General features: G+C 62.2%; 11 protein-coding genes. 3 read left to right on the top strand and 8 right to left on the bottom strand.

Annotation, left to right across the window (positions count from 1 at the left end):
* Positions 1-126: 126 nt before the first annotated feature.
* Both SGJ19_25050 and SGJ19_25045 read left to right on the top strand, forming a co-directional pair.
* Positions 127-594, top strand: a complete 468-nt coding sequence (locus SGJ19_25050) for a DinB family protein (protein ID MDZ4783528.1) — start codon at positions 127-129, stop codon at positions 592-594.
* A gap of 393 nt (positions 595-987) precedes the next feature.
* Positions 988-2088 (top strand): hypothetical protein, encoded by a 1101-nt coding sequence (locus SGJ19_25045; GenBank protein ID MDZ4783527.1) that lies wholly within the window; start codon positions 988-990, stop codon positions 2086-2088.
* On the opposite strand, the gene SGJ19_25040 is transcribed toward SGJ19_25045, so the two are convergent.
* Both SGJ19_25040 and SGJ19_25035 read right to left on the bottom strand, forming a co-directional pair.
* Positions 2081-3028, bottom strand: coding sequence for a phosphatidate cytidylyltransferase (locus SGJ19_25040; GenBank protein MDZ4783526.1), 948 nt, complete (start codon positions 3026-3028; stop codon positions 2081-2083). The genes SGJ19_25045 and SGJ19_25040 overlap by 8 nt on opposite strands.
* 221 nt (positions 3029-3249) lie before the next feature.
* Complete coding sequence (locus SGJ19_25035) at positions 3250-3849, bottom strand: lysophospholipid acyltransferase family protein (protein MDZ4783525.1); 600 nt, start codon at positions 3847-3849, stop codon at positions 3250-3252.
* Between the two features lie 213 nt (positions 3850-4062).
* Between SGJ19_25035 and SGJ19_25030 the strand changes: the two genes are divergently transcribed.
* On the top strand, positions 4063-5640 hold the full coding sequence (locus tag SGJ19_25030) for an aldehyde dehydrogenase (NADP(+)) (protein MDZ4783524.1): 1578 nt from the start codon (positions 4063-4065) through the stop codon (positions 5638-5640).
* A gap of 162 nt (positions 5641-5802) precedes the next feature.
* Here SGJ19_25030 and SGJ19_25025 read toward each other — a convergent pair whose 3' ends face one another.
* From SGJ19_25025 to SGJ19_25000, 6 genes are all read right to left on the bottom strand, one after another.
* Positions 5803-6870 carry a sugar nucleotide-binding protein gene (locus tag SGJ19_25025; protein MDZ4783523.1) on the bottom strand — a complete coding sequence of 356 codons (1068 nt, stop codon included), beginning with the start codon at positions 6868-6870 and terminating at the stop codon, positions 5803-5805.
* A gap of 9 nt (positions 6871-6879) precedes the next feature.
* Positions 6880-10002, bottom strand: a complete 3123-nt coding sequence (glnE, locus tag SGJ19_25020; GenBank protein ID MDZ4783522.1) for a bifunctional [glutamate--ammonia ligase]-adenylyl-L-tyrosine phosphorylase/[glutamate--ammonia-ligase] adenylyltransferase — start codon at positions 10000-10002, stop codon at positions 6880-6882.
* Positions 10003-10230: 228 nt separating this feature from the next.
* The gene (miaB, locus tag SGJ19_25015; GenBank protein ID MDZ4783521.1) at positions 10231-11658 is read right to left on the bottom strand and encodes a tRNA (N6-isopentenyl adenosine(37)-C2)-methylthiotransferase MiaB; all 1428 of its coding nucleotides are present in this window, start codon (positions 11656-11658) and stop codon (positions 10231-10233) included.
* A 26-nt stretch (positions 11659-11684) separates the two neighbouring features.
* Positions 11685-11876 carry a hypothetical protein gene (locus SGJ19_25010; GenBank protein ID MDZ4783520.1) on the bottom strand — a complete coding sequence of 64 codons (192 nt, stop codon included), beginning with the start codon at positions 11874-11876 and terminating at the stop codon, positions 11685-11687.
* Positions 11877-11957: 81 nt separating this feature from the next.
* Positions 11958-12998 carry a methionyl-tRNA formyltransferase gene (gene fmt, locus SGJ19_25005; GenBank protein MDZ4783519.1) on the bottom strand — a complete coding sequence of 347 codons (1041 nt, stop codon included), beginning with the start codon at positions 12996-12998 and terminating at the stop codon, positions 11958-11960.
* A 76-nt stretch (positions 12999-13074) separates the two neighbouring features.
* Positions 13075-14592, bottom strand: coding sequence for a hypothetical protein (locus tag SGJ19_25000; protein ID MDZ4783518.1), 1518 nt, complete (start codon positions 14590-14592; stop codon positions 13075-13077).
* Between the last annotated feature and the right edge of the window lie 123 nt (positions 14593-14715).

The raw sequence follows: 14715 nt of genomic DNA, 5'->3' as shown, positions 1-14715 counted from the left end.
GCCATCTCAACAGCCCTCCGTGGCAAAAACGAAACTCAGCGACATCGTCGCCGGTTACGCATTGCACGGAAACCCCAGTTTTGAGACAAGGCCTAGTGTCGCGAGCTTTTTCAGATGGGGAAATTCATGGACCAGGATTTGATCGAACGGTATGGCTCCGGTGGGCCGTTGGTGCGGGAAGCTATTGACGGGCTCAGTCATGCGGAGCTGAACGCCGATCCGGTGCCTGGGACTTGGAGCATCCAGGAGATCGTGCTGCATCTGATGGACAGCGATCTAATCGGGGCCGACCGGATGAAGCGGGTCGCCGCCGAGGAGCATCCCACGTTGATTGGGTACAACGAAACGCTTTTCGCGAAAAGTCTCTACGCGCCGGAGATCGACGCGGCTTTGGCTGCCGAGATTTTTTCGCTGAATCGCCGCATGACCGCCGCCATGCTGGGGCGACTTCCGGACTCTGCGTTGGCCCGAACGGGCTATCACAACGAACACGGCGACATGACGCTGGAGCAGTTTTTGAATAACTACATCGAGCACTTGGACCATCATCTGAAGTTCATCCGCGAAAAGCGGCGGCTGCTGGGGAAGGCGTGATTTCGCTTCCTTTCAGAGTTCGCCCGCGAAACACGCGAAACACACGGAAGGGAGGAGGTCAGGGAGATTGGTTACTGCGGAGTAGCTTTGGGACGATGGTTCAGTCACCCTTTTGGGGATTGCATTGCTATGCCCTCTCAATTTCGTGTGTTTCGCGTGTTTCGCGGGCCAATTGAATCGTTCGCGACGCCCCCTCTGTTGGGTCTTGGGTCGCCCCATCTTCTCTTGGAGGAAATCCACCTGGGCGTTACTCTTTTCCGACCTTCGCGATGGCGATTTCGACAGGGAAGTTCGTCGATTCACTTCGCGGGGAAGCTTGGATTCCACGCCGCATCCCGTCGCGGCGTGCGAGGAATCCCGATCGAATGACCCTGGCATGGAGGCCCCGCGAGCATGGAGGCTCTTTTTCCACGGCTGCTGGTCTGCGCAGCCGCCCTGGCGTCCTTGGGCGCCAGTCACCGGACCCCGAATTTTGTCGTCAATGCTGCGACGCCTGAGCTGGCCCAGGAGATCGGCGCGGCCGCGGAAAAATACCGCGTCGAGATGGCCGAGCTTTGGCTCGGGCACACGTTGCCGGATTGGTCGCAGCCCTGCCCGATTACGGCCGATGTCGGCGAAAAAGGCGCTGGCGGCGTGACCAGCTTTGTGTTTGATCGCGGCGAGGTCTACCGCTGGGAGATGGCGGTTCAGGGTACGCGAGAGCGCGTCCTGGACTCCGTGCTGCCGCACGAGGTAACGCACACGATTTTCGCCTCACACTTTCGTCAGCAGTTGCCGCGCTGGGCGGATGAAGGCGCCTGTACGACCGTCGAACACAACAGCGAGCGCGACAAGCACCGGCATCTGCTGGTGGATTTTTTGCAAACGGGCCGAGGCATTGCCTTCAACGAAATGTTTCGGATGAAGGAATACCCGCACGACATTCTGCCGCTGTATTCGCAGGGGCATGCGCTCGCGCAGTACCTGATTGGCAAGAAGGGCCCGAAGGCTTTCGTGCGATTCGTCGAGGAGGGGCTGGATACGGACGATTGGTCCGCGGCCGTCGACAAGCACTATGGTTTCCATGACCTCAGCGAGCTGCAAACCGATTGGCTGGCTTGGGTCAAACGAGGTTGCCCGGAAGAAATCGCAGTCCCGGAGGTCGAAGATCCGTTGGACTCGTCCCCGACATTCGTCGCCGCGAGTTTGCGCGGCAATGCGATCGAGCGCCAACCGCGTCCGACGCCGAATCTGATCTACCGCGCTCAGAATGCGCCGCCGTCGAAGAAGACGCCTTCGGCAGCTGCGCCGCGACCTGTGAACGGCGTTTCGACGGACGGTTGGCGGGCTCCGGCCGGAAATCGCCGGATGCGCTCGCTGTCCGGTGACGCGGCGATGACGGAGTCGCCCGTCGAGGCCGATCCCGTGGTGGACGATCAACCGACTGCGAAGTCGGACGACGCGGCGCGCGAGGTCATCTTCGAATGGCGCCGCGAGGACCATCGGGTCAGGTAGGCGGCGAGAAGTAGAAAATATACTTCGAGACCTGGAAGAAGACCGGGGCGGCGAAGCAGATCGAATCGATCCGGTCGAGGACGCCGCCGTGGCCCTCGACCAGGGTGCCGTAGTCGCGGACGCCGCGATCGCGTTTGATGGCGGACATGGTCAGCCCGCCAGCGAAGCCCATCAGCGCCGTGGCGAAAGATAAGATCGCCACTTGGAAGATGTTGAAGGGCGTGGCCCACCAGAACATCATGCCAAGCAGCGTCGTCGCCCCGATGCCGCCGAGCATGCCGGTCCAGGTGCGTCCCTGGTGGATGGCCGGTGCAATGACATAGCGGCCGAACAGCTTTTCGGCGGCCAGGTGCAGCACGTCGCCGAGTTGCACGATCAGGATAAAGAAGAACATCAGGCGCGCGTTCCGCGTCAAGCGTTCTTGGGCATTGAGCGCTGGCCGTGCCACCGCTGGAGTGTTTGCTTCCGCCGTCACGACGGGCGCGATTTCCGCCGTCGGCGAATTCATCGCGATCTGCTGCTCGTCCAAGCTGAGGATCGCCGGGGCGTAGCTTAGGCAGTAGACGCAGATCATCAGCCCGGCCTGAATTTTCGCGGTCCGTTCCAGGAAACGTTTGAAATCGCCCGCGAACGCCACCCGGGCCGGGATAAAGAGGAATGCGTAGACCGGGATGAGGATGCTGTAAAGCGGCTCGCGGCGCATGCCGACCAGGATGAATTGCAGCGGCGTGAAGATGAAAAACACCCAGAACAGCGCGCGGTGGTCGGCAATGCGCGTTGGCGTGAGCGTGATGAACTCGCGCAGCGCCCAGAAGGAAATCACCCCGAACAGGATAACGGTGGCGGAGTAGCCCAGCAGAAACGCCGTGGCCAAGGCCGCGGTCATAATCCACCAGGCGTTCACGCGGCGGTTGAACTTGGCCACGATCGCCGGATCCATGCCGTTGTCGACCTGGCCGCGCAGAATCCTTCCCACGAGTGTGGCGACGCCCAGCGCGACAAACACGCTGAGGACGAGGATTAGCGTGTAGCGATCGTAAAACTGCACGGATTACTCGGGAGTTTGAAGTTTTTTAGTTTGAAGTGTTCAATGTTCAGTGTTCAGTTGGTCGTCCCGTTCGCATCACTTCTTTGCGACTCTGCGTCTCAAACGGTTTTCACTCATGCGTCTTTGAGTCGCTTAACCGCGTCTCGGGCTCTGGCCAGGAATGCGACCTTGGATTCGCCGGTTTCCAGCCAGATGGGCGGGCCGAAGGTGATGCAGCTTAGCAGCGGCACGGGTAGGAACTCGCCGCGCGGGAGGACGCGGTTCAGGTTGTCGATGTGCACTGGGACCGCCTCCAGATCGGGACGTTTCTTGCAAAGGTAATACAGGCCGCTCTTGAATTCCTGCAGGTCTTCTCCGGTGTTACGTTGGCCTTCGGGGAAGACGATCAGCGAATACTTGTCTCCCATGGCTCGGATCATCGCATCCACTGGGCTTTGATGCACCTTGATTTCTTTGCGATCGATTAGCAGCGCGTGGAAGACCCGGTTGGCAAGATACCGGCGGACGGGGCCCTTTTCCCAGTAGTCCTTGGCGGCGACGGGGCGCGTCAGCTCGCGAATGTTCGCCGGCAGCAGCGACCACAGCACCAAGGCGTCGAGGTGGCTGGTGTGGTTGGCGAAGTAAACGCGTTGGCAGTCGTCCGGTTGCGAGTCGATCCAGCGCACGGTGGCCCCGCTCAAGATCCGCGCCGCCGCGGCCAAGAGCATCGCCATCAAATCGGTATGGAATCGCTCCACGGGATCGAATACCTGACTGCTCAATAACTACGTCCGCCCAAGCCGACGCGACAATCCTAGCCCGCTTGGCGCGGCCGGCAAAGTGCCGACGCCGGCCATGCGACGACCTGACCGCGACACGGTTGACCGGCGGTGACGACGGCTTTAGGCTCCGGTTGGACCGAAAAGCACTCCTACCGGGCGACCACGATGCACGTTCATTCTGTACTGATTGGCGATAATTGGCGGCCGGCGCAACAGGTCGGCGTTTTTCAGGCCACGAACCCGGCCACTGGGGAACAGTTGCCGGACGCCTATCCGCGCAGCGCTTGGGCCGATTGCGAAGCGGCGCTCCAGGCCGCGCGGCAGGCGGCCGACGCCATGCGGTCGCTCCCCGCCGAGGCGTTGGCGGCCTTTCTCGAAACTTATGCCGGGAATATCGAGCAGCATGCCGAGGCGATCGTCACGGCAGCGCATTTGGAGACGGCCTATCCGCGCTCGCCGCGCTTGGCGGACGTGGAATTGCCACGGACGGTGAATCAATTGCGTTTGGCGGCCGGGGCCGCCCGGGAAGGCTCGTGGGCGATGCCGACGATCGACGCGCCGGCCGGCATCCGGTCGATGTACGGTCCGCTCGGCCCGGTTTTCGTGCTGGGACCGAACAACTTTCCGCTGGCCTATGGCGGCGTTTCTGGCGGTGATTTCGCGTCCGCCATCGCCGCCGGTAATCCGGTGATCGCCAAGGCGCACCCAAGTCATCCGACGACCTCGCGCCTGTTTGCTGAGCAAGCGCATTTGGCCGCGCAAACGGCTGGGCTGCCGCCTGGGTCGGTGCAGATGCTGTATGACATGGCCCCCGAGGACGGACTGCGGATGGTGGCCGATCCACGCATCGGAGCGACCGCCTTCACCGGCAGTCGTTCGGGCGGCATGCGCCTCAAACAAGCCGCCGACGCGGCCGGGAAACCGATCTATCTGGAGATGTCGAGCATCAACCCGGTCGTCATTTTGCCAGGCGCGTTGCGAGAGCGCTTCGACCAGGTGGTCGGCGATTTTGCGACGAGTTGCCTGATGGCGGCCGGGCAGTTCTGCACGAACCCCGGGCTGGTGATTTTGCTGGCCGGGACCGCCGCCGAGAAGTTCGCCACGGCAATGGCGGAGAAATTCGCGCAGGCGCCCGTTGGCACGTTGTTATCCGCTGGTGTGCGAGACGGTTTAGCGGCGAATGTCGCCAAGGTGGTGAAGGCGGGGGCGAATGCGCTTACCGGCGCTAAGCCGGCCGAAGGCGCAGGTTACCGCTACTCAAATACGCTGCTGCGCGTCGATGGCGTCAAGTTCTTGGCCGATGCGCATACGTTTCAAACCGAGGCCTTCGGGAATGCTTCGCTCTTGGTATTGGCCAGCGACGTCCGGGAAGCCGAGGCGATTCTGAAAACGCTGGAAGGCAATCTCACCGGCTCGATTTATTCCGACACGCAAGGCGGGGACGACGCTGGCTATGCCGCGCTCGCGCCGATTATGCGGGAAAAGGTCGGACGGCTGCTGAATGACAAGATGCCGACCGGCGTGGCCGTTTCGCCCGCCATGCAACACGGCGGACCGTACCCAGCGACCGGACATCCAGGATTCACCGCGGTGGGCATTCCCGCATCGCTTGTACGTTTCGCGGCGCTGCAGTGCTACGACAACGTCCGCGAACACCGGTTGCCGCTGGCGCTGCGCAACAAAAACCCGAACGGCACGATGTGGCGACGGGTCGCGGGGAAATGGACGACCGACGATGTTTGAACCGCGGAGACGCGGAGACGCAGAGAGGATTTGCCCGCGAAACACGCGAAATAACGCGAAAAAGGGACGTGTTGGAAGCGGGTTCCTGGTGAGTCTCCCACTGGAATTATTTCGCGTGTTTCGCGGGTAAATTCCTCCTTCGCGACTCTGGGTCTCCGCGGTTCAAATCGTCATGGCCGCGTTTCTTCTAAGCTGGTTTTGGTAGAGGACTTTTGACAGTAGGTCCTTTGATCCGTCGATGCCGCCTCCGCGGTCGTGGTGCCATTCGCGGTGGGTGGGCGTGAGGTGTTCGTCGTGGGGCCAGGGGTGGAACGGTTCGTAGCCGAGGACGTTGGCGAGTTTGCTGGAGTTCATCGTGACGTCGCCGGCGCGCGGCGGGATGGGGCCGGCTTGATGGCGCAGGCAGCCGTGTAACAGGCTCGGGTCGTAGCCGCCGACGCGGTTGATCACTTGCGCGATCTCAAACAGCGACAACGCGCGCGGCGCACCAGCGTGGTAGAGGCCGGTGAGATGGTTGCCAAGCGCGGCTTCGCACAATTCATTCAGGCAATCCGTGTACGTCGGCGTCCGCAGCTCGTCGTAGTAGAGCGTGGCGGGGCGGTGCTTTTTGAAACGAGACTGAATCCAGTCGATGGCCCCCGCGTGCCCGTTGAAACTCACGCCCATGGGAAGCGAAATGCGCAGGACGCAGGCCGCGGGATCGGTTTCGAGGATCAAATCTTCGGCGGCGACCATCGTTTTGCCGTACTCGGTCACGGGGTCCGTGGCGTCGGTCTCGACATGCCAGCCTGACTTTGTGCCGGAGTAGACCAGGTCGATTGAGAGGTGGACGAAGCGAATCTCTGCGTCGACCGTGAGTTTGATGAGGTCTCGCACGCCTTCGACGTTGATCCGCCAGGCCATCTCCGGGTCGAGCTCGCACGATTTGAGTGCGCAGTTACCGGCGCAATCCAGGACGGCGCGAAACTTGTATCGCTGAAACAATTCCCGTAGCCCGGCTTCGTCCTCGGCGTTGCAGACTTCGACCCCTTCGCCGACCAGCCGCCAATTGTCGCGCTGGCGAATGCCGATCACTTGCCCTGGATAGCGAGCGCGAAAGTAGTGCAGCGCGTTGTAGCCGGCGACGCCCGCGATGCCAGTCAGCAAGAGCGGCAGCCGGTCTTCGCCGAGCTTGACGCGTGCGCCAATATTGAGACGCTCAGGACGATGATAATGGGCGAGAGAGGCCATGGGGAGCGCTTACCGATTCGCGGCCTGATCGAAGATCGCGTCGAAGCGGCGGCGGGTTTCGTCCATCATTTGCTGGCACCGCGCGTGGAGTTGTTCGGCGTCGCCGCAACCGACGAGGCGTGCCAGTTTCAGCAGTTCCGTTGCGTCGGTCGGCAGATCATTGCGGGACGTGGAGTGCATCAGTCGCAGCCGCGCTTCGACGGTCCGCAAAAAGCGATAACTTTCGGCGAAGAAGGAACCGTCTTCGCTGCTGAGGATGTCTTGTTCCGTGCAAGCGCGCAAGGCGTCGAGCGTGTTCGCGGTGCGGACGGCGATGTTTTCGGACCCGTGGCGGAGTTGCAACATTTGGACGAGGAATTCAATGTCCACAATTCCGCCGCGGCCGCGCTTGAGATTGCCGGCCGGCGCCGCTTCTTCCAAACGCTTGCGCATGCCGCGAATAGACATGACGAGTGAGTCATTCCACTCATGCTCGAACGCCGCGGCCTCGATCAACTGCTGAGCGTGGCGCGACGCCTTGGCTTCGCCGTACACGACCCGCGCGCGGCAGAGCGCTTGCCGCTCCCAGAACTGGCCGTCGCCGGAAGCGTAGTAGCGGGCGAATTCTCCGAACGTCGTCGCCAACGCGCCGCTCTTGCCGGTTGGCCGCAGTCGCGGGTCGATCTCATACAGCCGGCCGTAGGGCCCCAGCCGGTTGGCGACTTTGATAATTCGTTGTCCCAGTTCGCCGAAGAAGTGCTGATTGCTGGTAGTATCGGTGCGCTTGGAGCGTTTTGGGTGCGCCGTTTGGCCGTCGGCCTCGAACAGAAACACGATGTCCAGGTCGCTATGGTAGTTCAGTTCGCGCCCGCCGAATTTGCCGAGGGCGGCGATCACTAGCTCCGCCCGTTCGCCGGCGCGAGGGCCTTCGGAGATGGTGGGCTCGCCGTATTTCGCGGCGAGGCCGGCGTATTCGATCTCCGTGATTTGCTCCAGGCAGGCCTGCGCGATGTCGCTGAGCACGCCGGTCGTGGTTTGAATGTCGTCCTTGCCAAGGATATCCCGCACGCCTACGCGGAGTTGCTGCGAGCTTTTGAAGCTGTGCAGAATCGGGTCCAGGTCTTCGGCCGCGCGGGTCAATTCCGCGAGCGCGCGGCGCAGCGATTCCAGCTTGGGCAACTTGTTGAGGACCAGGCTGTCCATCAATTCGTCGATCATGCCTGGGTTGCTGATGAGCATTCCGGACAAGAACGAACTCGACGCGCACAATTCTACGTACAACTTGAGCGTCGGTGGATTGAAGCTGAATAGTTCCCAGAGGACCCCTTTGCCGCCGAGGGAGTCGCTGACTTTTTCGAGGTTGACGAGCGTGGAGTCAGGATCGGGCGTCGCCGCAATGGCACGTAATAACGCTGGCGAGATCGAGGCCAAAAAATGCCGGCAACGCCGCGTCGACAGAAAGCGAATCCGCTCCGTCGCCAGGGCGTTCAGGTTGCGATACGCCGGCTCGACGTCTTTGAAGCCGTACTTCGATAGCACCTGCGCGATACGTTCCGGGGCCGGCGCGGGATCGAGAACCAGGTCCACTTCCGGCTCCGCTTCGGCGTCATCGCCGAAGGCGTCGTGCAGCAGGTGATCGAGGATCCGCCGATTCACGGCCGTACGCGTCTTGTAATCGGCTTCGAAGGCTGCCAGAGCGGATTGCTCCGGTTTGTCCTTGTAGCCCATGCGGATCGCCAACTTGCGAAGCTCGTGGGCGGCCTCCGGCAACAAGTGCGTTTGCAGGTCGAACATGATCTGCAGGCGATGTTCGATTTTTCGCAGGAAGCCGTAGTTGTCTTCGAGCAGCATCCGCTCTTGATGCGTCAGGCAGCCGACTTCCTCCAGCCGGGCGATCGCCTGCAACGTATTGCCGGTCCGCAGTTCCGGCAGGTCGCCGCCGTTCAAGAGTTGCAGGAACTGAATGGCGAATTCGATATCGCGAATGCCGCCGTGCCCGGTTTTGACGTTGCGCAGGTCGGCGCGTTCGCGGATGGCCCGTTGTTCGATGCGGCGCTTGAGCGCCTTGATGCCGGCGATATCAGCCAGCCCGAGATAGCGGCGGTAGATCCAGGGATCGAGCCGTCCGAGAAACTCTGCCCCGAGACCGAGATCGCCGGCCGCGGCGCGGGCTTTCACGTACGCCTGGCGTTCCCAGGTGCGGCCGAGGATGTCGTAATAGTGCAGGGCGCTTTCCAGGCTGCTGACCATGGGGCCGCGTTCCCCTTCGGGCCGCAGCCGCAGATCGACACGGTAGGCGATGCCTTGTCCGGTCATTTCGGTCAACGATCGCATCACCTCGCGGGCGAGGCGATCGAAGAACTCCTGGTTCGTCATTGCCCGATCGCCGTCGGTCTTGCCCGCCTGGTCGTAGAGGAAGATGAGATCAATGTCGCTGGAATAGTTCAACTCCACACCGCCGAGCTTGCCCATCGCCAGTACGACGAACCGCGCCGGCGCCCCATATTCAGTACGTGGTACGCCCCATTTGATCACGAGTTTTTTCCGTGCCGCGCGGACAGCGCCTTCGACGATGGCGTCGGCGAGATGGGAGATCTGTGCGGTGACGGATTCGAGCGTCTGCCCGCGGACGATATCGCCGTAGGCGATGCGCAGGCTCTCGCGGCGTTTGAAGCGCCGCAGCGTCAGCATCACGGCTTCATCGTCGCCAGCGAGGGCGGTGACTTCGGCCGCGAGTTCTTCGACAAGCGTCTCGCGCCGCACCGGCATGCCTTCGGTGATGCGGAGCAAGTCATAGGCGGCGCTGTCGACAATCAGCAAGTCGCTGAAATGCTGGCTCGTCGAGAGCATCTGTAAGAGCGTTGGCAACGCTTCGCGGTCGCGCTCGAAGAGCGCCACGGTCGACAGCGGATTCAGCGAAGCACATACGAACTTGTCCAGGTTGTTGAGCGCCATGTCCGGATCGCTCAGGCCGGGCAGATGTTGCTCCAATTGTCCGGCGATGTCGGCCAACAGGTCCAGCGTAACCCCGGCCGTGGCCATGTGGACGAAGTTCCAATGCGCCCGGCCGGCATCGTGCAGACCCAAAGAATGGAACCACCCCGCCGCCTCCGTCGGGTGGTCCAAGTAGCGATGGATGGCTTCGATCTGCATGGCGGCGGCGGTGCGGGTCGGCCTTTAAGGAGTGATGCGTGCGGAGTGATGAGTATCCGCGCCTCAGCATGCATCGCCTGCTAAGTATTCACGCGGAATCTCATATACTAGCCCGACGCGCAAGCGAGGGGGTGCGGACGCCATTTAAGGGTAGACGTCTACTCGAATTCGACGTCAACTCCCCCTCGCTTGCGCGTCGGGCTAGTGTAGTTTCTTCTGCGGGTGTAGTTAGCTCCTTAACGAGATTCCGTAGACCTCCGGACCGACTTCCTCCGTGACGACGGCGCCGAAGAGCGTGAAGGCGTTGGCGTCGTAGATGGCGACCGGTAGGAACTGGCCGATTTGCCGGCGATTGCCTTCGAAGACCACGATCCGATCGCAATTCGTCCGCCCGGTGAGTTGCAGGATCGGTCCGTCGGACTCGTGTTTTTGGCTCGCCTTGCTCGGCCCTTCCACCAGCACGGTTTCCGTCCGACCGAGGAAGTGCTGGTTGTCTTCTTCGCTGATTTGGCTTTGCAGTTCCAGCAGCACGTGATTGCGATGCTTCTTCACGTCCTCCGGCACGTCGTCGGCGAACAGTTCCGCCCCTTTCGTGCCGGGGCGCTCGCTGTATTTGAAGATGAAGCTGTTCTTGAAGCGGCCTTCCTGGAGCAGGTCGACGGTTAGCTGGAAGTCTTCGTCCGTCTCACCGCAGAAGCCGACGATGAAATCGCTGGTCACGGCGGAGTCCGGAATCGTGGACCGCACGCGGGCGAGCATTTCGCGGTATTCTTCCACCGTGTAGCCTCGCTTCATGCGTTTCAGCACGGGGTTCGATCCGCTCTGCACCGGCACGTGCAAGTAGTGCGAACACTTCGGCAAGTCGCGCACCACCTGCAACAGGTCGTCGGTCATATCCTTCGGGTAGTTCGTGACGAACTTGATGCGATCGATGCCTGCGACGTCGTGCAATCGCTCGATCAGATCGCACAGGCGGTGCATCCGCCCGTCTTCCAGGTAGCGATAGCTGTTGACGGTTTGCCCCAGCAAGGTGATTTCCCGGCAACCCTCGTCGGCCAGTCGCCGGACTTCCATCTCGATCTGTCGCGGCGAACGGCTTTGTTCTGGACCACGCACTTTCGGCACGATGCAATACGTGCAGAACTTGTCGCACCCGATCATAATCCGCACGAACGCCTGGTAGGGCGTCGGCCGCATTTGCGGATCGCGGAGCGGGTCGTAGCTCTCGAAGCTTTCCTCGACTTCGCGCCGCGAGCCGCGGGTGCGATCCAGGCTGACTTCCATCCGCTGACCGCTGCCGGCGGCGATTTCTTCCAGCAGCGCGGGAATCTGGTGCAATTGCCCGGGGCCGACGACCAGATCGACGAACGGGGCGCGGTCGAAGATCAGCTTCTGATCTTTCTGGGCCATGCAGCCCAACACGCCGATGATCTTGCCGGGATGCTGCTGCTTGGCGTGTTTCAGGCGGCCGAGGGCGCTATAGATTTTGTCTTCGGCGTGCTGCCGGACGCTGCAGGTGTTGAAGAGGATCGTGTCGGCGAGGCGGGGCGAATCGACCAATTCGTAGCCCACTTTGCGCAGACTGGCCACCACCAGCTCGCTATCGAGCATGTTCATCTGACAGCCGACGGTCTCGATGTAAAGCCGTTTACCCATGATCCTGGCGTGTGCTCACTGTTCCCTTAGGCCGCCCCGCGTCGTTTCTTGTCGGACTCTTCGCTCGCCTTCTTGGCTCGCTCCGCCGCCGCCTGTTGGCGGAATTCCCGGGCGACGGTGTCGCTCCGGGCGCGCATCAGCCGCACCAGGCTCGTCACCGCGATGAACGCCGCCACGGCCAACAACACCCACTGCCAGACGTCCATGTTACGGAGCATGTCGAGTCCTCCCCTGATCCTTCCTGGGAACCCATCATGTTACCTTAACCTGCGCCGCCCAAGCGAGGGGTGGCGGGGCAATCATCCTGAAACGCCGCCCAATTCCGGTCCGAAACGGTCGCCGATCTGGACGCCGTGCCCTCGCAGGAACTCATCGACCAGCATCAGGCGCTTTCCGGCTGGCTGGAGGGAGAGAATTGACAGACCGCGGTCGCCCGTGGCGATGACCAATTCCCCTTCCGAACGGGGCAGGCGAATCGGAATCTCGACTTCCAGGTCGGGACGGACGGGGATAATTCCGCCGGATTGGGCCACGACGACCGTTCCGGGCGGCACGTCGAAGCGGACAGTGGTGACGGCCTGGACGTGCCCGAGGATCAGCCGCATCGGCGGGCCGCCGGCGCGATGCCAGTAGGTGTAGGTTTTGGGCCAAGGTTCGAGCGCGCGGACCTGGTTCTTGAGCTCGGACGCTTTCCGCGACCAATCGATGGCCCCGTCGGTCTTGAGAAGTCGCCGCGCGCGGGTGGCTTCCGCAGAGTTCTGCGCGATGCCGGGAAGCGCTTCGCCCGCGGCCATGCGATCGACGACCTTGCGCACCAGCGTCGCGCCAAGTTGAGCGAGCCGTGGTTCGACGTCCGCGGCCGTGTCTTCCGGGCCGATCGTCGCGGTGGCCTGTGCCAGGCATGGCCCGGCATCGAGGCCCGGCGTCATATGGATCAGCGTGACGCCGGTGATTTGTTCGCCGTGGTAGATCGCCCAATTGATCGGCGCGGCGCCGCGGTATTTGGGCAACAGGGAAGCGTGCAGGTTGATGCCGCCGCGCGGCGCGGCGGCCAGCGTTTCCGGCGCGAGGATTTGGCCGTAATCGGCCACGAGCAACAGTTCCGGCTGCAATGCGGCCACGGCGGCCCGCGCCTCGGGCGCGTTCACGCTCTCAGGATCGAGCACCGGCGTGCCGTGTTCGGTCGCCAAGACACGCATGGGGTTTGGCGGGTCGCCGCCGCGTCGATGGGACGGCCTGGTGGGCTGCGTGACCAACGCCACGACCTCGTGCGCGCTTTCATACATCGCCCGCAACATCGGCACAGCGAACGGCCCAGTCCCCATTACAACAACGCGCATGGAAATCCAAGAGAACGAAGAAAAACGGCCCACTTCACGATTCGTCGAATCCGAATCCTAGCACGTTCTACCGACATCAAGTGCCAGGCCGCATCTCCTTCACCTTTACATCCGCTTCCCCGACGTTGTCGGTCAATTCACCGGCGGAATCGTTGATCCGCAGGTACAGGGTGCCCGAGACCTCCGGGGCGATCTCGCCGTGTAAACCAATTCCGAGCGGCTTCAGGAAGGCGCTGCGGGCGTCTGCCGGAGCGCCGTCCGGGCGGACGACCGCCAGCAGTTTGCCGAGTGGTTCCGCATGATAATAGCGGATGGACACTCCGCCCGGCTCACTCCACCAGATTACCGGTTCAGTGCCCAATTGATAGCGTCCCGAGGCTTCAACCTGGTAGCGCTGGCCCGCCTCGAGTTTCCAACCCGTATTGCGCCAGCCCTGGTCGGCGGGGATTTTCAACTCGACGCCATCCGCCGGCAGCGGCTGGCCGGGCGTGAAATCGACGATCATCCGGTCCACGGCGTAGGCGTGTTCCAGATTGGCGACAAACACCTGCCAATCCTCGAACAGGATTTTCAAATCGTCCTTGAACAGCCGCAGGAACTCCTCGTTGAATTCCAACGAGTTCACCAGCGCCGGCAATTGGCGAAAGCGTGCTTGATAGCGCGGATGGGAGTCGAGAAACGCCGCCAACGCCCAACACCAGGCATAGCCGTCGTTCTGCTGATGGGCCTCGGGCCCGAAGCGCAGCACTTGGGCGACGTGCATGGCGTTGCCGACCACTAAGGAATCTTGCACCAGCTTGATGCGCCCGAGTTCCGGGACGTCCTCGCGCGACCGTGGAAAGTACGCCAACTTGAGGCCCTGGTCGTCCCAGTGGTGGGTGGCCATCAGTTCCGCCATGCCCTCGCTATACCAGTTCTGGCCGCCGCTCCCGAGCAGCGTGAACATGAAGCTGTGCGTGCCTTCGTGCAGCAGCAGATGCCGGCGATAGTAGGGATTGGGTTGCTCGTTGAGCCAGAACTCCTGTCCCCGGGAGTAGCCGTGTCGGAACGCCGGCAAGTCTGCGGGCAAGAGGCCTGCTTGGGCGAAGCGGTCCTTGTCGCCGACGAGATACCCGATGATTTTCCAATCGGCGTTTTTCGCCGCGTCGACGCCGAAGTAGGCGCACCACTGGGGAAAGGCCAGATCAAAGGCCTTGGGGAGCCGCTCGATCTCGGCGTCGATTGGCAAGTCCGTGACCAGCGTGAGATGCTCGCTGTCGATCCGCTTGAATCCGGCGGCGACCGCTTTTGCTAATTCGGCTTCGTGATCCCGTTTAGGCGCTTGCGGAAAATTGGCGAGCGGGGCGTCTTTGCCCCAGCCGGGCTGATGGCGTTCCGGCGGCGGCGGCGATGCTTCGTTTCGCGCAGCAGTAGTCGAAGCACTGTTGGCCGGCGGTGGAGGCGGCGCCGCTGCCGGGAGTGGCGATGGGGTTGGCGAGGCCGCGGGTTCAGGCCCGCAGCCGACGAAAATCGAGACGGCGAGCGCCAGCGAGAACTTCGCGCCCGTCCTTAGAAAAGCTCCGCCCATCGGATTTACCGCCACGATCGTAGTCATCCACTAGTGTCGATTTTGCGAGAAATCGGAATCCGGCCGTGGAAACTGCCCGGAATCTCTGGCGAATCCCGGCTATTACGCTATTCTAGATGCGCCGTACCGCGCGCCTGCGAACCTGTTGTC

The organism is Planctomycetia bacterium (assembly GCA_034440135.1).
Classification (GTDB): domain Bacteria; phylum Planctomycetota; class Planctomycetia; order Pirellulales; family JALHLM01; genus JALHLM01.
This window is presented reverse-complemented; position numbering and strand designations above follow the sequence as displayed.

Bases quoted from the DNA above. Each gene is read 5' to 3' on its own strand.
- SGJ19_25050 (MDZ4783528.1), top strand. From the start codon at position 127: ATGGACCAGGATTTGATCGAACGGTATGGCTCCGGTGGGCCGTTGGTG.
- SGJ19_25045 (MDZ4783527.1), top strand. From the start codon at position 988: ATGGAGGCTCTTTTTCCACGGCTGCTGGTCTGCGCAGCCGCCCTGGCG.
- SGJ19_25040 (MDZ4783526.1), bottom strand. From the start codon at position 3,028: ATGGATCCGGCGATCGTGGCCAAGTTCAACCGCCGCGTGAACGCCTGG.
- SGJ19_25035 (MDZ4783525.1), bottom strand. From the start codon at position 3,849: ATGGCGATGCTCTTGGCCGCGGCGGCGCGGATCTTGAGCGGGGCCACC.
- SGJ19_25030 (MDZ4783524.1), top strand. From the start codon at position 4,063: ATGCACGTTCATTCTGTACTGATTGGCGATAATTGGCGGCCGGCGCAA.
- SGJ19_25025 (MDZ4783523.1), bottom strand. From the start codon at position 6,870: ATGGCCTCTCTCGCCCATTATCATCGTCCTGAGCGTCTCAATATTGGC.
- glnE (MDZ4783522.1), bottom strand. From the start codon at position 10,002: ATGCAGATCGAAGCCATCCATCGCTACTTGGACCACCCGACGGAGGCG.
- miaB (MDZ4783521.1), bottom strand. From the start codon at position 11,658: ATGGGTAAACGGCTTTACATCGAGACCGTCGGCTGTCAGATGAACATG.
- SGJ19_25010 (MDZ4783520.1), bottom strand. From the start codon at position 11,876: ATGCTCCGTAACATGGACGTCTGGCAGTGGGTGTTGTTGGCCGTGGCG.
- fmt (MDZ4783519.1), bottom strand. From the start codon at position 12,998: ATGCGCGTTGTTGTAATGGGGACTGGGCCGTTCGCTGTGCCGATGTTG.
- SGJ19_25000 (MDZ4783518.1), bottom strand. From the start codon at position 14,592: ATGACTACGATCGTGGCGGTAAATCCGATGGGCGGAGCTTTTCTAAGG.